The organism is Paucibacter hankyongi, assembly GCF_037482915.1.
Taxonomy (GTDB): domain Bacteria; phylum Pseudomonadota; class Gammaproteobacteria; order Burkholderiales; family Burkholderiaceae_C; genus Paucibacter_A; species Paucibacter_A hankyongi.
In genome coordinates, this window is record NZ_JBBHJX010000016.1 from 71,438 (window position 1) to 88,652 (window position 17,215).

Below are 17,215 nucleotides of genomic sequence, written 5' to 3' on the forward strand. Positions count from 1 at the left end.
ACCAAGGTCAACTTGCGCTCGCTAAGATGCCGGCACCATCGCGCACCGACTTAGATTCAGCCTTCCCGGAGACCTGCATGACCTCGCCCAGCCCCGCCAAAAGCGCTTCCGCCCCAGCCACCCAAGGCGATATTTTCAGCAGCCCGACGCCGCGCGTGGCGGTCGCTCCGGCTTCGGCCCTGCCAGCGCAGGAAATCAGCGCCGAGGTGCTGCTGGAGAAGTACGCCAAGGGCGATGAGCAGACACTGGACGAGTTGCGCCAGCGTATTGCGCGGGCCTTGGCGCAGGCCGAGGCACCGGAGGCGCGGGCCGAGTGGGAGGCGCGTTTTCTGGACGCCCAGCGGCGCGGTTTTGTGCCTGCCGGGCGCATCAATTCGGCCGCCGGCACCGATTTGTCTGCCACCTTGATCAACTGCTTTGTGCAGCCGGTGGGTGACTCGATTGCCTCCAATGAGGATGGCCACCCCGGCATCTATACCGCTTTGACCGAGGCGGCCGAGACCATGCGCCGTGGCGGCGGTGTGGGTTATGACTTCTCGCGCATTCGCCCGCGTGGCGCCTGGGTGGGTTCGACGCAGAGCAGCGCCTCGGGCCCGGTCAGCTATATGCGCGTGTTTGACCGCAGCTGCGAAACGGTGGAGAGCGCCGGCAGCCGGCGTGGCGCGCAGATGGGAGTTTTGCGCTGCGATCACCCCGATGTGGAGGAGTTCATTCACGCCAAGGACAAGGGTGATCTGAAGAACTTCAATATCTCGGTGGGCGTCACCGATCAGTTCATGCAGGCGGTTGAGGCTGACGCGGAAATTGAGCTGACCCACAAGGCCGAGCCGGGCCAAAAGCAGCGTGCCGGCGGGGCCTATCAGCGCGCCGATGGTCAGTGGGTCTACCGCAAGCTGCGCGCGCGCGAGCTGTGGGACCAGGTCATGCGTTCGACCTATGACCATGCCGAGCCGGGCGTGCTCTTCCTCGACCGCATCAACGTCGATAACAACCTCTATTACTGCGAGTCGATCGCCGCCACCAACCCTTGTGCCGAACAGCCTCTGCCGCCTTATGGTTGCTGCTGCCTGGGTTCGGTCAACCTGACTACTTTTGTGCGCGACCCCTTCGGCCCGAACGCCAGCTTCGACGAAGAGGGCTATGCCGAGGTCTGCCGGGTGGCCACCCGCATGCTGGACAACGTGCTCGACGTGACACCCTGGCCCTTGCCTGCGCAGCAGCAGGAAGCGCGCAACAAGCGCCGCGTGGGCCTTGGCTTCACCGGCCTGGGTGACACCTTGGTGATGCTGAACCAGCGCTACGACACCGAAGCCGCCCGCGACGTGGCGCGCCGTCTCAGCGAAGTGATGCGCAATGCGGCCTACGAGGCCTCGGCCGATCTGGCGGTTGAGCGCGGCGCTTTCCCGCTCTTCAATGCCGATCTGTACCTGTCCGGCGGCAACTTCGCCTCGCGCCTGCCGCAGGGCCTGAAGGACAAGATTCGCACGCAGGGTCTGCGCAACTCGCACCTGCTGTCGATTGCGCCCACCGGCACCATCAGCCTGGCCTTTGCCGACAATGCCTCCAATGGCATCGAGCCGGCCTTCAGTTGGAGCTACACGCGCAAGAAGCGCATGGCCGATGGCAGCTACAAAGAGTACGCCGTCGAGGACCACGCTTGGCGCCTGTATCGCCATATGTTCGGCACCGATGCAGCGCTGACACCCGCCTTCGTCACCGCGCTGGAACTGAGCGCGGCCGATCATGCGGCCATGGTGGCGGCGGTGGCGCCATTTGTGGACACCTCGATCTCCAAGACCGTCAATGTGCCGGCCGACTATCTGTACGAGGACTTCCAGGACCTCTACACTCAGGCTTGGAAGGCCGGCCTGAAGGGTCTGGCCACCTACCGTCCCAACAGCATTTTGGGTTCGGTGCTCAGCGTTGAACCCGCCGCGGTGCAGAAGCCCGAGCCGCTCAAGCCGGTGCCGGCCGATGGCAGCAACCAGCGCATGTTGGTGTCGCGTCTGCCGAATGCCGTGCTGGCCTCGCTGCGCTGGCCGAGCCGCCCCGAGTTGCCCGGCGGCAACCCGGCTTGGAGCTACATGATCCGGCACCCGCATGGCGACTTCGCGCTCTTCGTCGGCGAGCTGCCGGCCGAGGGACCGGACGCCGGCCTGTTCGGCAAGAACCTGCCCTTCGAGGTCTGGGTGAATGGCGCCGAGCAGCCGCGCGGCTTGGCCGCAGTGGCCAAGACCTTGTCGATGGATCTGCGCACCAATGACGCCGCCTGGCTGCGTCTGAAGTTGGACGCGCTGGCCACCGTGGCGGAGGAGCGCGCCTTCGAGATGCCGATTCCCCCGGGCGGCGAGCATCGCCTCTTCCCCGGCGTGGTGGCCGCCACGGCCGCGGTGATCCGCTGGCGCTGTGAGCAACTGGGTGCCTTGCAGGACGGCGGCCCGACCCCGGTGATCGATGCCATGTTCAGCCGCGAGGAGCCGCGCACCAGCACCATGGGCACGCTGGCCTGGGCGGTCGATGTGGACAATCCGGCCACTAACGAACAATTCACGCTGACGCTGAAGGAAGTCAGCCTGCCGACGCCGGACGGCGGCTTTGTGACGCGGCCTTGCGCAATGGGCTTCTCGGGCAATTACCCGAAGGCGCTGGACGGCATGGCGCGCCTGCTGAGCCTGGACATGCGGGTGATGGACCCGGCCTGGATCGGCATGAAGCTGCGCAAGCTGTTGAATGTGGGCGAGCCTCTCGGTCACTTCATGGCGCCGGTGCCTACCTTGACCGGCGAGCGCCGCCAGCAGATCTGGCCCTCCACCGTAGCCTATGTGGCGCGCCTGATCATCCATCGCTACGCCATGCTGGGTGTGCTGGATGAGCAAGGCCTGCCGTTGGTCGAAATGGGCCTGCTGCAGGCGCCAGTGGCCAAGGTCAAGACCGGCTCGACCGTGCAAGCCATGGCCGGCAAGCCCTGCCCGGAATGCGGCAACAGCACCATGATCCACAAGGACGGCTGCGACTTCTGCACCGCCTGCGGTTACGTGGGGCAGTGCGGCTGAGCGACTTCGGGCCTGACCGTTGCATCGTGTGCGACGGGCCGGCGCCTGATTCGGCTCGGCGCAGATTTGGCGCCCACACCTTGATCGGTATGCCCGCCATCTTTCTGGCTGCCCAGCATCGGCGGGTCACGGCGTGTAGAGTTGCATATCCATGAGTAGCCGTGATTCCATGTTGCCGGCGCAAGCAGGCAAGGCGCAGATGTCGGAGCGCCTGTCGAATGCCTTGCTGACGCTGATCGGCACGCGCCCCGAGTCGAAGGCTTTGCCGCGCGCGACCCCCTCGTTGACGGCCCAGGCCGCACGCAAGGCCGCTGCCGATGCCGCCTCGAAGGCCGCCATGGCGGCCGGTGCTTTTGCGCTGCCGCCAGGCCCCTTGGGTTGGCTGACGATCCTGCCGGAGATGGCGGCGGTCTGGCGCATCCAGTCGCAGTTGGTGGCCGATATTGCGGCCTTGTATGGCCGCTCTGCCGACTTGGGTCAGGCGCAAATGCTGTACTGCCTGTTTCGCCACACGGCGGCGCAGGCGGTGCGTGACCTGGCCGTGCGCGTCGGTGAACGGATGTTGGTGCGCCCGGCCACGACGGCGCTGATGCAGCGGGTGGTGGGGGCCGTTGGCGTGCAACTGAGCCAGCGGGTCTTGCACAAAGGTGTGTCGCGTTGGGTGCCGATGGTGGGCGCTGCGGCGGTCAGTGCCTATGCTTATTACGACACCCAGCAGGTGGCGATGGCGGCGATCGAGTTGTTCGAGCGTGAGCAAATCATCGAAAACCCTGGCTGAATCGGCCTAGAACTGCCGGCGTCAATCGCTTACAGGCGCTTACACTTGGCTCGAATGTCAGCCTTGATGCCAGTCTTGATGCCCGCCCACCATGACGCCGCCCACCATTCTTGATGTTGAAGCCTCCGGCTTCGGCCGCGGCAGTTATCCGATCGAGATTGGTTTTGTCGAGGCTGGTGGTGCTGCTTTTTGCAGCCTGATCCAGCCCGAACCGGAATGGCAACATTGGGATGCCTCGGCCGAGGCGTTGCATGGCATCACCCGTGACATCCTGCGGCAGCACGGCAAACCGCCGCGCTGGGTGGCCGAGCAGATCAATCAGCGTCTGGCCGGTCAAACCGTTTATTGCGATGCCTGGGGCCATGACTATCCTTGGCTGTGCCGCTTGTTCGATGCGGTCGACATGAATCCGAGTTTCCGCTTAGCCGATATCCGCTCGCTGCTCAGCGAGGCTGAGGCTGCATGCTGGCATCCGGCCTTGGATCAGGTGCGCTCGGAAGCGCAGTTACGTCGTCACCGCGCCAGCAGTGATGCGATGGTCTTGCAGCTGACGCTGATGCGTGTGAAGCAGGCCCAGCCGATGCGCGGCGCGGCCTGAGGGCGCGCCCCTTCCAGCCTTGGGTTCTCAACGCTCCGGCAGGCTGCCGCGCGCGCAGCTGCGGCCGGCGCGCTTGGCTTCGTAGAGCTTGGCATCGGCCACTTCGACCATATGCTCTAGCTCCGCCTGCGCGCCATGGCGCACGCAAAAACCAACGCTGATGCCGATATGCAGTTCCACGGTGTCGATCATGAAGGGCAGGCCGATGGCGTGCACGATCTTGTGCGCCACCACGGCGGCATCTTCGGCCTGATGGATGGCGGACAGCAAGACGGCAAACTCATCACCACCGAGCCGGGCCACCAGGTCTTGGGGCCGCAGCGCATTGCGTATGCGCATGGCCACGGCGCGCAGCAGCGCGTCGCCGACCGGATGACCATGCTGGTCATTGACCGGCTTGAATCGGTCCAAATCCAGATACAGCAAGGCCACCAGTTGGCCCTTGTGCCGCACCTCTTCCAGTCGTTCCTGTGCATGCAGGGCAAAGCCGGCTCGGTTCAGCAATTGGGTCAAGGGGCAGCTCAGCGAGGCATCGCGCAGGCGCTGCTCTTCTCGCTTGGCGGCGGTGATGTCGCGAGCAATGCAGATGGTGCCTTCAACCGCCGTGCCTTCGGTGCAGAGCGGTGAGTACTGCACATCAAACACCTGGCGGTCCTCGCGCTCGCCGTACTCTCGCTCCAGACCGACCGTCTCGCCGGCCAGCGCGCGTTGAACAATGGTTTGTCGGGCGCCGTATTCGGCCTCGCCGATCACCTGGCGCAAGGGCAAGCCCACCCAGCCCGTGGGCTCGAGATGGAAGTGGCGTTGATAGGCTTGGTTGATGAAGAGCAGGCGTTCGTCGAGGTCGATCACCGAGATCATGGCCTCCGAGGTGTGGGCAATGGCGGCCAGGATGGCCTCGCTGCGCTGGCGCTCGCGTTGCGCCTGCAAGTCGGAAGTGATGTCGCGCAGGATCACCGACATGGTGCTGCTTGCGTCGCTGGAGCCGCGATGCCGCATCACCGTGCACTCGCAGATCATCGTCCGGCCCTGGCCATCGATCAAGCTGCGCCGGCCCTGCCATTGCCCCTGTTCGCTGGCGGTTTTGCTGACTTGGTTTTCAAAGCCCTGCAGCGTTTCTGCGCTCAGAAAGCGCTTGATATCGACCGAACCCAGGTCAGCGTCGGCGGCCAGATCCATGCGCAAGCGCGCGGCGGGGTTCAGGTAGATCAGGCGGCCGCGCTGATCGAATTGGGCGACATATTCGGGCGTTAGATCGAGGATGTCGCTGAGGGTGCGGACGGCGCGTTGTTGCGCCGCCAGTTCGGTGATGTCCTCCACCGTGCCGACCTGGCCCAGCAGCTTGCCGCCCACCCGCAGTGGTGCGGTGCGTACCGACAGCAAGCGGCTAGCGCCGTCGCGGCGGGTGATGCGCCCGACGGTCCTGAGCGGCTCGCCCTTGGCGATCATGGCCTGCCAGTTGGCCTTGGCCAGTTCGCGTTTGTTGGCGGGCAGCAGTTGCAGCCAGCCCCAGGCTTTTTCCTCCGCCTGCAAGGTCTGCAAGTCCAGATAGGTCTGGTTGCCATAGATGACTTGGCCTTGCTGGTCGCAGCGAAACAGGCCCAGCGGCGAGGCATCGGCCGCAGCCGCCTGCAGCGCCTCTTCAACGCGGGCGCGACCTTGCAATCGCGCCAGCATCCAGGTCAAGGACAGCGCTGCGGCGCTGACCAGGGCGCTGAACAACAAGACAACCAGTCGCTGCCAGTGGTACTCGGCCAAGACGGAGCTCTCGGCCTGCGAGAGCAGCAATTTGGCGCCATAGCCTTGCAAGGCTCTGAAGGCCCCGACGCGTTTGATGCCGTCGCTGGCCGAACCGTCGGTGACGAACCAGCCCGCTGGCCCGTTGAAGCTTTCGCGGCGCCCCGGGGCTGCATGGCCAAACACATCGCGCCCGACAAAGCCTGGCAATTCGGGCGTGCGTGCCAGGGCGACGCCGTCGCCACGCAGCAGGGTGACCGCAGAGTCCGGCGCATGGGCAAACAGCTGATGCATCTGCCCGAGTCGGCGCAGGTCGATCAGCGCCACGGCGATGCACAGCCCGTCGGCCGGCGCACTCAAACGGATGGCCACCGGCAAGATCTGCGGACTGGATTCGCGCAGCTTGAAAGGCAAGCCGATGGCCAAGCCCTCGGCGGATGGCTGGCTCAGCAGTTCAAAAAACTCCTGACCTGCGACATTCGCATAGGGCTGCCCGTTCAAGGAGGGGATGCGGAAGACGCTGCCTTGCTGGTCGATCAACATCACATCGACCATATCGCGCGAACTGTCGCGCAAGGTTTCGGCCAATTGCGCCAGCGAGACGTCTTGCAGCGGCGTGCCGCGCCCGCGCGTCAGCAACCAGAGGTCGATGGTGCGCAGGCTGTTCTCGGCATGGCGCAGCACGGTTTCGGTTTGCGCTGCGGCTGTCTGTGCTTCACTGGCGAGTTCCTGGCGCTGATCGTTCTGCAGCCCGACCGGGTAGACCCAGATGAACCAGGCCACAAAGCTCCACAGCAATAACAGCACCAAACCGATGGATAGAAACGGGACCACGGTCTCGTAGCGGCCTTGCTTGGCGAAGAAGCCGGGCTCGGGGGATGATGGGCGCTGGGTCTCGTTCATGCGGTCTTGGGCAGAGCTGGCTGTGGCGGCATTGACTTGGGGCAAGTCTTGCCGCGTTGCAAGCAAGGATGATCATGCCAAATTCCCAGCTCAGGAGCGCTGTATGTTCACAAAAATTCTGTTGCCCACCGATGGTTCCGAAGCTGCGGGACGCGCGGCCCAAGCTGCGCTGGACCTGGCCAGCCGCTACGGTGCCAGCGTGGAGATCGTCAGCGTGGTCGATTCGCTGCCTTTTGTGTATTTTTCAGATGGCAGCGGCGGTGGCGGGGGAGGCGGGGAAGCCTTGGCCTGCTATCTGGATGCGGCGGAAGCCGCGGCCAAACAGGGCATTGCCTTCGCCGAGGCCAGTGCGCGGGTCGCGGGCGTGGCGTTCAGCAGCCATGTGCTGCGCGAGCATGGCCCGGCTCAGGCCATCTGCGACCACGCCCAAAGCAGTGGCTGCGACCTGATCGTGATGGGTTCGCACGGCCGGCGCGGGCTCGATGCCGTCATCTTGGGCAGCGTGGCGCAAAAGGTGCTGACGCTGGCCAAGTCGCCGGTGCTGGTGGTCAAGTAGTTCCGTCTTTGAAACGCCAAGCCGCCGGCCCGTGTCGCAACGGGCCGGCGGCTTGTTGGGTGGAGCGTGCTTAGAGGCAGGCCGGCTGCTTGAGGCTGTTGATCCAGTCCTTGACCACGCTATTGGCCTCCTCGTGGTTCAGGTGGCGGCCCACCGCCGGCATCACATCCCCGGTCGTTGTGTGGCTCATGCGATAGAGCAGCAAGGACACATCGGCCTGACCGGGTTCGATGCCATAACGGTAAGGCGCACCGGGCCCGCCGTAGGCCAAAGGCTTTTTGCAGACACCCCATTGCACCGGTGAAGCGCCGGCCTGAGCGACGCTGTTGAAGTCCAGCATCAATCCACTTTGGAAGGCGGCGCCTCGCGAGCTGTGGCAATGCGCGCAGTTGACGTCCAAGTAGGCCTTGGCGCGCGCTTCCAAGCTTTGTGTGCCGTCACGCCAATCGGCATTGATCGGTGCGGCAGCCAGGCCGGTGAAGCCACTGAGCAGCTTCAACTCGTCCAGATTGACCAACTGGTTCTTGCTGACGCCGGCGCTGTATTCGTAGCTCTTGTTCAGATTGCGAACCTTGGGGCCGATCGGCAGGATGCCGGCGCCGCCGGCGGTGGCGGTGGAGTGGCATTGCTGGCAGCTTTGCGCCGTCGGCACGCTGTAGCTGAACTTCTGGCTCGGTGCACCTGTCGTCACCAACTCCATCGCCACATCCTTGCCGCCGACCTTCAGTTGTGCGTCCTTCTGATCGGCATCCCAGACATAGGGCAGGCCCGACCAGGTGCCGTCCGGCTGCAAGACCAGGATGCGGGTTTCGATCAACACATTGGCGGCCAGATCAATGCTGTTGCCCTGGGCCTTGCCGCTTTGCTTGGCCACGCCCAGATTGGCCGCGTCGCTCGGCGTGGCCTTGGGGTAGTAAAAGGTCTTGGTGAGGACCGAGCCGATCGGGAACTCGAGCGCGCCGTCGGCCTTGTAGCTGATCTGTTTGCCGGGTGGCAGATAGATCGAACGCAGCTTGCTGGCGTAGTCGGAGAACAGCGCCGAATTCAGGTCGTAGGGGATGACGCCGGCATTCAGCGTCAGCGTCTTGCCGTCGTTCAACAGCAGGCGCCAGTCGGACAGCTTCTTCGGTGCGGTGCTTTGCTCAAAAACCTGCGGTTGGCTGTTGGCGGCGGCCTCGTCGCTGCCGCTATTGCTGCTGCCGCCGCAGGCGGTCAGCAAGAGCAGGCTGCCGGCGCACACGAGCCCAGCGGCCTTGCGGGTGAGGGAGGTGTTGATGAAGGGGGTATTCATGGAAGTGGCTCCTCGGGCGTGCTGTGGGGTCAGGGCTTGCCTGTGACGGTGGGCAGCGTGATCGTGCAGTTCATGCGCTCCGGGAAGGGGAAGTTGGGTCCGGCCGACAAACCTTGCAGCAAGGCCATCAAGTCCAGATCGATGGTTTCGTAGGAGATCAGGCCCGGCAGATTGGGCGTGTCCAGCGTGTTGCCGCCGGAGCAGATTTTTTGGTTGCCGCTGTAGTTACCGCCCTGGCCTTGGCTGCCGGTGCTGCCGGTGGCGGGGTCGACGATGCCGTCCCACACGGTTGCGGCCAGCCGCTCGGGCATCAGATTCGATTTCAGATTTGCGAACAGACCGCTCACCATCTGGCCCAGGCCGGCCGGGTCGGCAAAGGCGCCGCCCGGCTTGCTGCCGAAGTTGGTGATGATGTTGCCGCGCGCCAAGTAGCCGCGCAGATAGGGGTCGTAGACCTTGGGGTCGAAGTAGATGCCGGTGGCCTGGAAGCTCACCGCCAGCAGGGCGGTGGTCAGGTGGTCGCTGATGATGTTGTTGCTGACTTCGGTGTTCTGCGAGGCCAGCACCATGATGCCGGTGCCGGGTGGCACCGAGCGCACAAAGCCTGTGGCGTTGTCGGCAATCGGCTGGTTGTTGGCGCGCAACTGGTTGTCGCGCACCAGCGTGTTGACGTTGTCTTTAAATCGATAAGTGCCGGGCAGGGCGAAGACCAAGATGCCGCCCGAGTTGTCGTGCACATTGTTCTTCTCGACCAGCGCGTTTTGCGAGTTCTCGATCTCGATGCCGGCAACGTTGTAATAGACCTCGTTGCCCGACACGGTGATGTTTTTTGACTGGCCGACGTAGATGCCGGCGTCGCGCGTGCCGATGGCCTTGCTGTTGATGATGGTGACGTTGTCGGAGGCCACCGGGTAGAGGCCATAGGCCATGCGCGAGGTGTGCACCGGGTCGGTGGTCCATTCGGCGCGCACGGTGTCCATCAGCACATCGGTGGAGTCTGCCACCAAGATGGCGTCACCGACGGCGTCTTCCACCGCGAACTTGCGCAGCGTGATGCCTTTGACGAAGCGGGCCTCGAAACCATTGCCCTCGCTGGCGTTCTTGAAGGACAGGATGGTGTCCTTGGCCGGGTCACTGCCATTGCCGGTGCCCTGCACGGTGATCTTGTTGACGTTCAGCTTGAGCGGCTTCTTGAACACATAGCGGCCACTGGGGAGGGAAATGGTCTGGCCCGAGCGGGCCTGGAACAGGATGGTGTTCAGGTCCTCGTCATTCATTTCGGCTGCCGTCACGACGCGAATCTCCGATGGCGTGGTCACCAATGGGCCTGGCGCGGGGTTGTCATTGCCGCCACAAGACACCAGGCTGAGCAGCGCCAACAAGGAGCCCAGCGCTTTCAGCCGGTAAGGAGGGAGGGTTTGATTCATGGGTTTGTCTCCTGGCTTGAGTCCATGCTTGGGGCAAGGCGCCTGCTCACGGCCCAGCCTTTGGTTTAAAAAGCTAGCGAATACTATGTTTACATGAACAGAAGATGAACAGGGGGTTTCGCCAATAAGGAAAGCCCTGAGGGCGGCGCGGCTGCACAACAAGGGTTTTGCTCTGTTCGCGCCAAGCTGACTTGTGGCCGGGCTAGACTGGGCCCATGAGCAGAGTTGAAGAGCGAGAGGTGGATGCCGGCAAAGAGGCCGATGGCCAGCAAGCCCCGCCACCGGCCTTGGAGCCCAAGAAGCAGCCGACGCAAAAGCGAGCCCAAGAAACCTATGAGCGCATCCTTGGGGCTTGCGCCGAGCTATTGGGGGAAGTCGGCATTGAGCGGCTTTCCACCAATCTGATCTGCCAGCGCCTGGCGATCTCGCCACCGGCGCTGTATCAATATTTTCCGAACAAGTACGCCATCCTGCATGAGCTCGGGCGGCGCCTGATGCAGGTGCAAAACGAGTTGCTGCAGCCCTGGGCGGTGCCCGCAACGATGCAGTTGCCGGAGGCTGAGTTCGCCGCCAGCGTGGCCGAGCTCTTCATGCAGACCCTGGTGGTGACCGAGCAGATGCCAGCCGGTGTCTGGGTCACGCGGGCCTTGCGCGCGGTGCCTTCCCTGCAGGAGGTGCGCAATCGCTCGCATGACTTCGTCACCGATCTGCTTTTGCAACCCTTTATGCAGGCCTGGCCGCAGGCCGACCCGGCGCAGGCGCGGCTGACCATCCGCCTGGCCATTGACGCGCTGTATGCCGCGCAAGAATTGCTGTTTGACGATCCAAGTCTCGACCCGCAGGCGGTGGCCTGCACCATGGCCGAGATGATCAGCGGCCAGATGCTGCGCTTGCGGCAACCGGGCCGGCCGGGCGCGCGGCGCTGAACCATGGCCGTCCATCACAAGGCGCATCAGGCTCACCGCGCCGCCTTGCGGCAACGTCAAAAGCTTGGCGCTCCGCCGCATGGCCTGGCTCATCACCGGCGCGGCATTGGCCAGCGTTTTGAGCGCATCCGCAGCGCCGGGGCGGGCGCCTTTGCGGCCTTTCTGGCCGTGCTGGGGCCGGGTCTCTTGGCCGGTTTGTCGGATGACGACCCGGCGGGCATCACCACCTATTCGGTGCTGGGGGCCGACTTCGGTTACCGCCTGTTCTGGATCGTGCCGGCGTCCACGCTGCTGCTGGTGCAATTCCATTTGCTGGCGGTGCGGATCGGCGCCGTCACCGGCCTGGGCTTTGTCGGCGCCATCCGGCAGCGCTGGGGCAAGCTGGTGGGCTATTTGGCCGTCTTGGGTCTGCTGTTCGCCAACTTCGGCACCATCTGCGCCGAGTACGCCGGCATTGCCGCCGCCGGTTCCTTGGTCGGAGTTCCCAACTGGTTGAGTACACCGATCGCGGCCGTCTTGATTTCGCTGCTGGTGGTGCTGGGTTCCTTCCACCGCGTCGAGCGGGTCTTGTTGCTGATCTCCTCGACGCTGGCGCTCTACATCATCGACGGCATTCTGGCCGCGCCGGACTGGGGCCTGGTCTGGCATCACTCGGTCGTGCCGCATCTGCCCGACAGCCCGGCCGGCTGGGTGGTGATTGCCGCCACCTTGGGCACGACCCTGGCGCCCTGGGGCCTGGCCTTTATCCAGTCCTATGCGGTGGACAAAAAGATCACCGTGGAGAAGCTGCGCTGGGAGCGGGTCGATGTGGTGATCGGCTCGGTGTTGACCGGTGTCATTGGCCTGGCCATTTCGGTCGCCTGCGCGGCCACCTTGCATCGCGCCGGCGTGCACATCCAGGATGCGAGCGATGCCGCCGCGGCGCTGCGTCCGCTGGCCGGCCAGTTCGCTACTGTGTTGTTCGGCGCCGGCCTCTTGGGTGCCTCTTTGTTGGCGGCCGCCATCGTGCCGCTGGCCACCGCTTATTCAATCGCCGAGGGCGTCGGCGCGCCGGCCTCGCTGGATTTGGACTCGCGGCACTTCCAATGGTTTTACGCCGCTTTCGTGGGGCTGACCGTGGCGGCCGCCGCCGTGGTCTCGCTGCCAGGCCTGCCCTTGATTCCGCTGATCTACAGCAGCCAGGTCGTCAACGCGGTGCTGCTGCCGCTGCATGTGATCGCGCTGCAATTGCTGGCGCGCGATGCGGGGGTGATGGGCGAGGCGCGCACTGGCCCTTGGGCGGCCTTGGCCGGCTGGGTCAGCGTGGGCTTGATCATCGCCTGCGTGGCGGCCTTGGGGGCGAGCGAAGCGGGGCTCTTGCGCTGAAGCGGCTGGCTGGACTGTGCTGCAGCACAGTTGTGGCGGCGCGGCCCTGCGTTGCTGTGCTGGCCCTGTTGCGCGGCGCGCTTGGGCCCTAGTCTCGAGGCTCTACAGGAGCGTCGATGCCGAACACCTCAATACCCGCAAGAGAGAGCCGCCTGGCCGGCTATTCACCCGCCCTCATCAACGGCTTGATCGCCGTGCTGATTTCCTACGCCGGGCCGCTGGTGATCGTGCTACAGGCCGCACAGGCGGCGCACTTGAGTGCGGCGCAAACGGCCTCATGGATTTGGGCCATCAGCATCGGCAGTGGCCTGTCGGGTCTGCTGCTCAGTTGGCGCCTGCGCATGCCGGTGATCACCGCCTGGTCGACGCCGGGCGCGGCGCTCTTGTTGGTGGCCCTGCCGAACCTGCCTTTTGCCGAAGCGGTGGGGGCTTTCATCATGGCCAATGGCTTGATCGCGCTGCTGGCCTTCAGTGGCTTGTTTGATCGCTTGATGGATTGGCTGCCCAAGCCGCTGGCGGCCGCCATGTTGGCCGGCATCCTGCTGCGTTTCGGCCTCAATTTGTTCAATGTGATGCAGGGCCAGCCGCTCCTGGTGGGCCTGATGTTTGCCAGCTACATCCTGGCGCGGCGCCTGCAGCCGCGCTATGCGGTGGCCTGGGTCTTGGCTGTGGGCCTGGGCCTGTGTGCCGCGCAGGGGCAGCTGCATTTGGCAGACCTGAGCCTGCAACTGGCCACGCCGCTGGCGGTCTGGCCGCGCTTTAGCGTCGATGCGTTTTTGAATCTGGGCCTGCCGCTGGCGCTGGTCACGCTCAGCGGCCAGCATGTGCCCGGTCTGGCCGTGCTGCGCAGTGAGGGCTATGCCCCGCCGGCCAAGACCCTGGTTGGGGGCACGGCCGTGGTGTCGCTGCTGCTGGCGCCCTTTGGTGCGCATGCGATCAACCCAGCCGCCATCACCGCGGCCATCTGCACCGGCCCGCAGTCGCATGCCGATCCGGGTCGCCGTTATGTGGCGGGTCTGGCCTGTGGGGGCTTTTATCTGCTGATCGGCAGCTTCGGCGCCACGCTGGCGCAGTTGTTTGCTGCCCTGCCGCCGGCCCTGATCGCCGCCCTGGCCGGGCTCGCGCTGTTGGCGGCGATTGCCGGTGGGCTGAGCGGCGCCATGGCCGAGCCGACGCAACGCGAGGCGGCCCTGGTGACCTTGTTGGCCACCGCTTCGGGTCTGTCTCTGCTCGGCCTATCGGCGGCGTTTTGGGGTCTGGCGCTGGGCTTGCTGACCCACGGGGTGATGGTCTGTCGCGGTCCTTTGCGATCGGTTCAGCTGGCGCCAGCGGCCAGTTCCGCCAGCCGCGCCAAGGCCTGATCGACCTCGGTATCAAAGGGCCGGCCGATGTTCAGGCGCAGGTAGTGGGCGTGCCGGCCTTGGCTGGAGAACACCGTGCCGGGGCTGAAGGCCAGGCCCAAGGGCAGGGCGCGGTCCAGCAAAGCGACGCTGTCGACGCCGCGCGGCAGTCCCACCCAAAGCAGCATGCCGCCGCCCGGTGGCACGATGTCGACCGCGGCGCCGAAATGGCGATGCAGCGCCTGCAGATAGTGGCGGGCGCTGTCGGCCAGCGCCCGGCGCAGGCGCTGCAACTGGGCCTCGTACTGGCCGTCGCGGATGAACTCGGCCAGGGAGCGCTGCATCAACACACCGCCGCCTAGGCTGGCGCTGAGCTTCAGGCTGCGCAAGCTCTTGGCGTGACGCCGGCTCAGGCACCAGCCGATCTGAAAGCTAGGCCCCAGGGTCTTGGAGACCGAGGCGCATAGGATGACTTGCTCATGGCGGTCCCAGGCCTTCAGCGGGCGCGGCCGGGCGCTGCCAAAGTACAGGTCGCCAAAGATGTCGTCCTCGATGATGGTCAGCTCATGGGCCGCAGCGACCTTCAGCAAGCGGCGCTTGGCTTCGTCCGGCATCAAGGCACCGGTCGGGTTTTGGTAGTTGGGCGAGACGATCAGGCAGCGGATCTCGGGCCAGTCCTGCAGTGCCTGATCAACCGCCTCCGGGCTCAGCCCGCCCTCGGCCGGACAGGGCAGCTCCACCGGCAGCAGGCCCAAGGTGGCCAGTGTTTGATGCAAGCCAAAGTACACCGGGCTTTCCACCAGCACCTTGTCGCCCGGGCGGGTCAGCGCACGCAGGGCCAAGCTGAGCGCCTCGGTCGCGCCTTGGGTAATCAGCAAATCATCGGCCGAGGCCTGCACATCCAGCGTGGCGTAGCGCTCGCACAAGGCTTCGCGCAGGACCGCCACTCCGGCCAGCGGGGCGCTATCGGCCAAGAGTTCGGGCGTGCGCTTCAGCAGGCGAGCGACTTGGCGCGCCATCGCTTCGGTGGGCAGCAGGCTGGCGGCCGGCCCGGCCATTTGCAGCGAGACCGGCAGCGGCTGTTCGGCCAGTTGCATCAGGCTCAGCATGCGTTCACGTTGGTGGCGCAACTGGCCCAGGTCGGGCAGGCAGGCCTTGGCCGTTTCGGCAGTGCCGCTCGAATCGGCCGACTCCGCCACAAAGAAGCCCGACTGAGGCCGCACCTGCACCCGTCCCTCATCGAGCAAGCACTCCAGGGCGCGCTTGGCCGTGGCCATGCTGACGCCATGGGCGAGGCAGATCTCGCGCAGCGAGGGCAGGCGCTCACCGGCCGTCCATTCACCCTGGTGGATGCGCAGGGTCAGGTCTTGCGCCAGGGCTTGGTAGCGCAGCGCCGGCTTCTCGTTCATGCGGCCGATTCGCCCTCGGCCTCAGAAGCGGCCAGTGCTTTCAGGCAGGCAATGCACAAGCAGCGGCTGTATTGCGCTGCCAATCGCTGGCGCAGGGTCTCGCTCAGCCGCAGGTCAAAGCAGTCGCAGCGCGGCTCCGAGGCGCCGCAGTGAAAGGCGCCGCCGCAGCGCGGGCAGCTGTCGTCCAGTGGTGGCCGTGGCGGTGTAGGGGCGTTCATGCGAACAAATCCCGGTGCTGCTCGCGCAGCAGGTTCTTCTGCACCTTGCCCATCGCGTTGCGCGGCAACTCGGCCACCACAAAGATCTGCTTCGGGACCTTGAAGCCGGCGATTTGGCGCTTCAAAGTGGCGATCATGGCCGCGCCGTCAACCGTCGCGCCGGCCTGGGCCACCACCACGGCGACCACCGCCTCGCCAAAGTCAGGGTGCGGCACGCCGACAACGGCCGACTCGGCCACGCCGTCCATCTCGTTCAGATAGGTTTCGATCTCGGCCGGGTAGACATTGAAGCCGCCGGAGATGATCAGGTCCTTGCTGCGCCCGACGATGGTCAGGTAGCGCTGCGCATCGAAGCGGCCCACATCGCCGGTCTTGAACCAGCCGTCGGCCGTGAATTCTTCCTGGGTTTTCTCCGGCATGCGCCAGTAGCCGGCAAAGACATTCGGCCCGCGCACCTGCACATGGCCGATGACGTCCTTGGCGCAGGGCTGGCCCTCGTCATTGACGACGCGGATCTCCACCCCGGGCAGGGCCGGACCGACGGTGCCGCCGATGCGGTCGCCGTCCAGCGCACGGCAGGGGTTGGAGCTGAGCATCAGCGTTTCGCTCATGCCGTAGCGTTCCAGAATGGTCTGGCCGGTGCGTGTTTGCCAGTCGCTGAAGGTGTCGATCAGCAAGGGCGCCGAGCCGCTGATGAACAAGCGCATGTGCTGGCAGGCCTCAGGCGTCAGCGCCGCCTCGTTCAGCATGCGCACATACAGCGTCGGCACGCCCATGAAAACCGTGGCCTCGGCAAAACGACGGATCACCGCCCGCGGCTCAAACTTGGCAAACCAAATCATCTTGGCGCCGGCCAGCAGGGCGCCGTGCGAGGCGACAAAAAGGCCATGCACATGGAAGATCGGCAGCGCATGGATCAGCACATCGTCGCTGCGCCAGGCCCAAAAGTCCTTCAACATCTGCGCATTGCTGAGCAGGTTGCGATGGCTCAGCATGGCACCCTTGCTGCGTCCGGTGGTGCCGCTGGTGTAGAGGATGGCGGCCAGATCGTCCGGTGCCCGCTCGGCAACGGCATGCTGGTCGCTCATCTGCGCGGCGCGGTCCAGCAGGGTGCCGCTGCGGTCTTCGTTGAGCGTGAACACATAGGTGGTGCCGGCCAGGAAGGCCAGCTTGGAGATCCAGCCAAAGTTCCTGCCGGCGCAGACCAGCAGGGCTGGCTCGGCGTCGCGAATGAAATAGTCGAGTTCGGCCGCTTGATAAGCCGGGTTCAGGGGCAGATAGACATAACCGGCGCGCAGCACGGCGAGGTAGAGCATCAGGGCTTCGACGCTTTTCTCGGTCTGCGCGGCAATGCGGCTGCCGGCCGGTAGATCCAAGGACACCAGCAGATTGGCCAGCATGGCCGTGCCGCGCTCGAGGTCGCGCCAGCTGTAGCTGAGCTCGGCGCCGTCGGCGGTGTCGATCGCGCAGGCATCCAAATCTTGGGGGAAGGCTGCGCGCAGGGCGGCAAAAAGATTGGCGTTCATCGATTGCAGAGCGGTTGCATGGGGGTGTGGCGGCGACTGAGTGGGCGTAAACCCGGCGACTAAGGTTTGAACCGGCTTGATTGTGGCC

At 65.1% G+C, this 17,215-nt stretch carries 13 protein-coding genes; 7 read left to right on the plus strand and 6 right to left on the minus strand.

Going from position 1 to position 17,215, the window contains the following annotated elements; genetic code table 11:
- Positions 1-77: 77 nt before the first annotated feature.
- From WG899_RS18840 to WG899_RS18850, 3 genes are all read left to right on the plus strand, one after another.
- Positions 78-3,053, plus strand: coding sequence for an adenosylcobalamin-dependent ribonucleoside-diphosphate reductase (locus WG899_RS18840; protein WP_339597198.1), 2,976 nt, complete (start codon positions 78-80; stop codon positions 3,051-3,053).
- A 151-nt stretch (positions 3,054-3,204) separates the two neighbouring features.
- Positions 3,205-3,831, plus strand: a complete 627-nt coding sequence (locus WG899_RS18845) for a hypothetical protein (RefSeq protein WP_339597199.1) — start codon at positions 3,205-3,207, stop codon at positions 3,829-3,831.
- 91 nt (positions 3,832-3,922) lie between these two features.
- A complete protein-coding gene (locus WG899_RS18850) occupies positions 3,923-4,429 on the plus strand; it encodes a 3'-5' exonuclease (protein ID WP_339597200.1) in 507 nt (168 codons plus the stop codon).
- A gap of 27 nt (positions 4,430-4,456) precedes the next feature.
- On the opposite strand, the gene WG899_RS18855 is transcribed toward WG899_RS18850, so the two are convergent.
- Positions 4,457-7,069 (minus strand): diguanylate cyclase domain-containing protein, encoded by a 2,613-nt coding sequence (locus WG899_RS18855; protein WP_339597201.1) that lies wholly within the window; start codon positions 7,067-7,069, stop codon positions 4,457-4,459.
- Between the two features lie 103 nt (positions 7,070-7,172).
- Here WG899_RS18855 and WG899_RS18860 point away from each other — a divergent pair, with 103 nt between their 5' ends.
- Positions 7,173-7,625: a universal stress protein gene (locus tag WG899_RS18860; protein ID WP_339597202.1), complete on the plus strand. Its 453-nt coding sequence runs from the start codon at positions 7,173-7,175 to the stop codon at positions 7,623-7,625.
- A gap of 70 nt (positions 7,626-7,695) precedes the next feature.
- Here the strand turns inward: WG899_RS18860 and WG899_RS18865 are convergent, their stop codons facing one another.
- Together WG899_RS18865 and WG899_RS18870 are read right to left on the minus strand one after the other, a co-directional pair.
- On the minus strand, positions 7,696-8,916 hold the full coding sequence (locus tag WG899_RS18865; protein WP_339597203.1) for an SO2930 family diheme c-type cytochrome: 1,221 nt from the start codon (positions 8,914-8,916) through the stop codon (positions 7,696-7,698).
- Positions 8,917-8,945: 29 nt separating this feature from the next.
- Positions 8,946-10,343, minus strand: a complete 1,398-nt coding sequence (locus WG899_RS18870; protein WP_339597204.1) for a parallel beta-helix domain-containing protein — start codon at positions 10,341-10,343, stop codon at positions 8,946-8,948.
- Between the two features lie 215 nt (positions 10,344-10,558).
- Here WG899_RS18870 and WG899_RS18875 point away from each other — a divergent pair, with 215 nt between their 5' ends.
- The 3 genes from WG899_RS18875 to WG899_RS18885 all read left to right on the plus strand — a co-directional run bounded on the left by WG899_RS18875 (position 10,559) and on the right by WG899_RS18885 (position 13,995).
- Entirely contained in the window at positions 10,559-11,269 is a 711-nt protein-coding gene (locus WG899_RS18875) for a TetR/AcrR family transcriptional regulator (protein ID WP_339597205.1), read from the plus strand.
- Between the two features lie 3 nt (positions 11,270-11,272).
- Positions 11,273-12,634: an NRAMP family divalent metal transporter gene (locus WG899_RS18880; protein WP_339597206.1), complete on the plus strand. Its 1,362-nt coding sequence runs from the start codon at positions 11,273-11,275 to the stop codon at positions 12,632-12,634.
- Positions 12,635-12,750: 116 nt separating this feature from the next.
- Positions 12,751-13,995: a benzoate/H(+) symporter BenE family transporter gene (locus tag WG899_RS18885; RefSeq protein WP_339597207.1), complete on the plus strand. Its 1,245-nt coding sequence runs from the start codon at positions 12,751-12,753 to the stop codon at positions 13,993-13,995.
- Here the strand turns inward: WG899_RS18885 and WG899_RS18890 are convergent.
- Genes WG899_RS18890 through WG899_RS18900 form a run of 3 tightly spaced genes read right to left on the minus strand, consistent with a single transcriptional unit; the run spans position 13,950 to position 17,127 of the window.
- Positions 13,950-15,383, minus strand: a complete 1,434-nt coding sequence (locus WG899_RS18890; RefSeq protein WP_339597208.1) for an aminotransferase-like domain-containing protein — start codon at positions 15,381-15,383, stop codon at positions 13,950-13,952. The two genes, WG899_RS18885 and WG899_RS18890, sit on opposite strands and share 46 nt — an antisense overlap.
- Positions 15,380-15,601 (minus strand): cysteine-rich CWC family protein, encoded by a 222-nt coding sequence (locus WG899_RS18895; RefSeq protein WP_339597209.1) that lies wholly within the window; start codon positions 15,599-15,601, stop codon positions 15,380-15,382. The genes WG899_RS18890 and WG899_RS18895 overlap by 4 nt, the downstream gene beginning before the upstream one ends.
- Positions 15,598-17,127, minus strand: coding sequence for a malonate--CoA ligase (locus WG899_RS18900; RefSeq protein WP_339597210.1), 1,530 nt, complete (start codon positions 17,125-17,127; stop codon positions 15,598-15,600). Before WG899_RS18900 ends, WG899_RS18895 begins: the two co-directional genes overlap by 4 nt.
- Between the last annotated feature and the right edge of the window lie 88 nt (positions 17,128-17,215).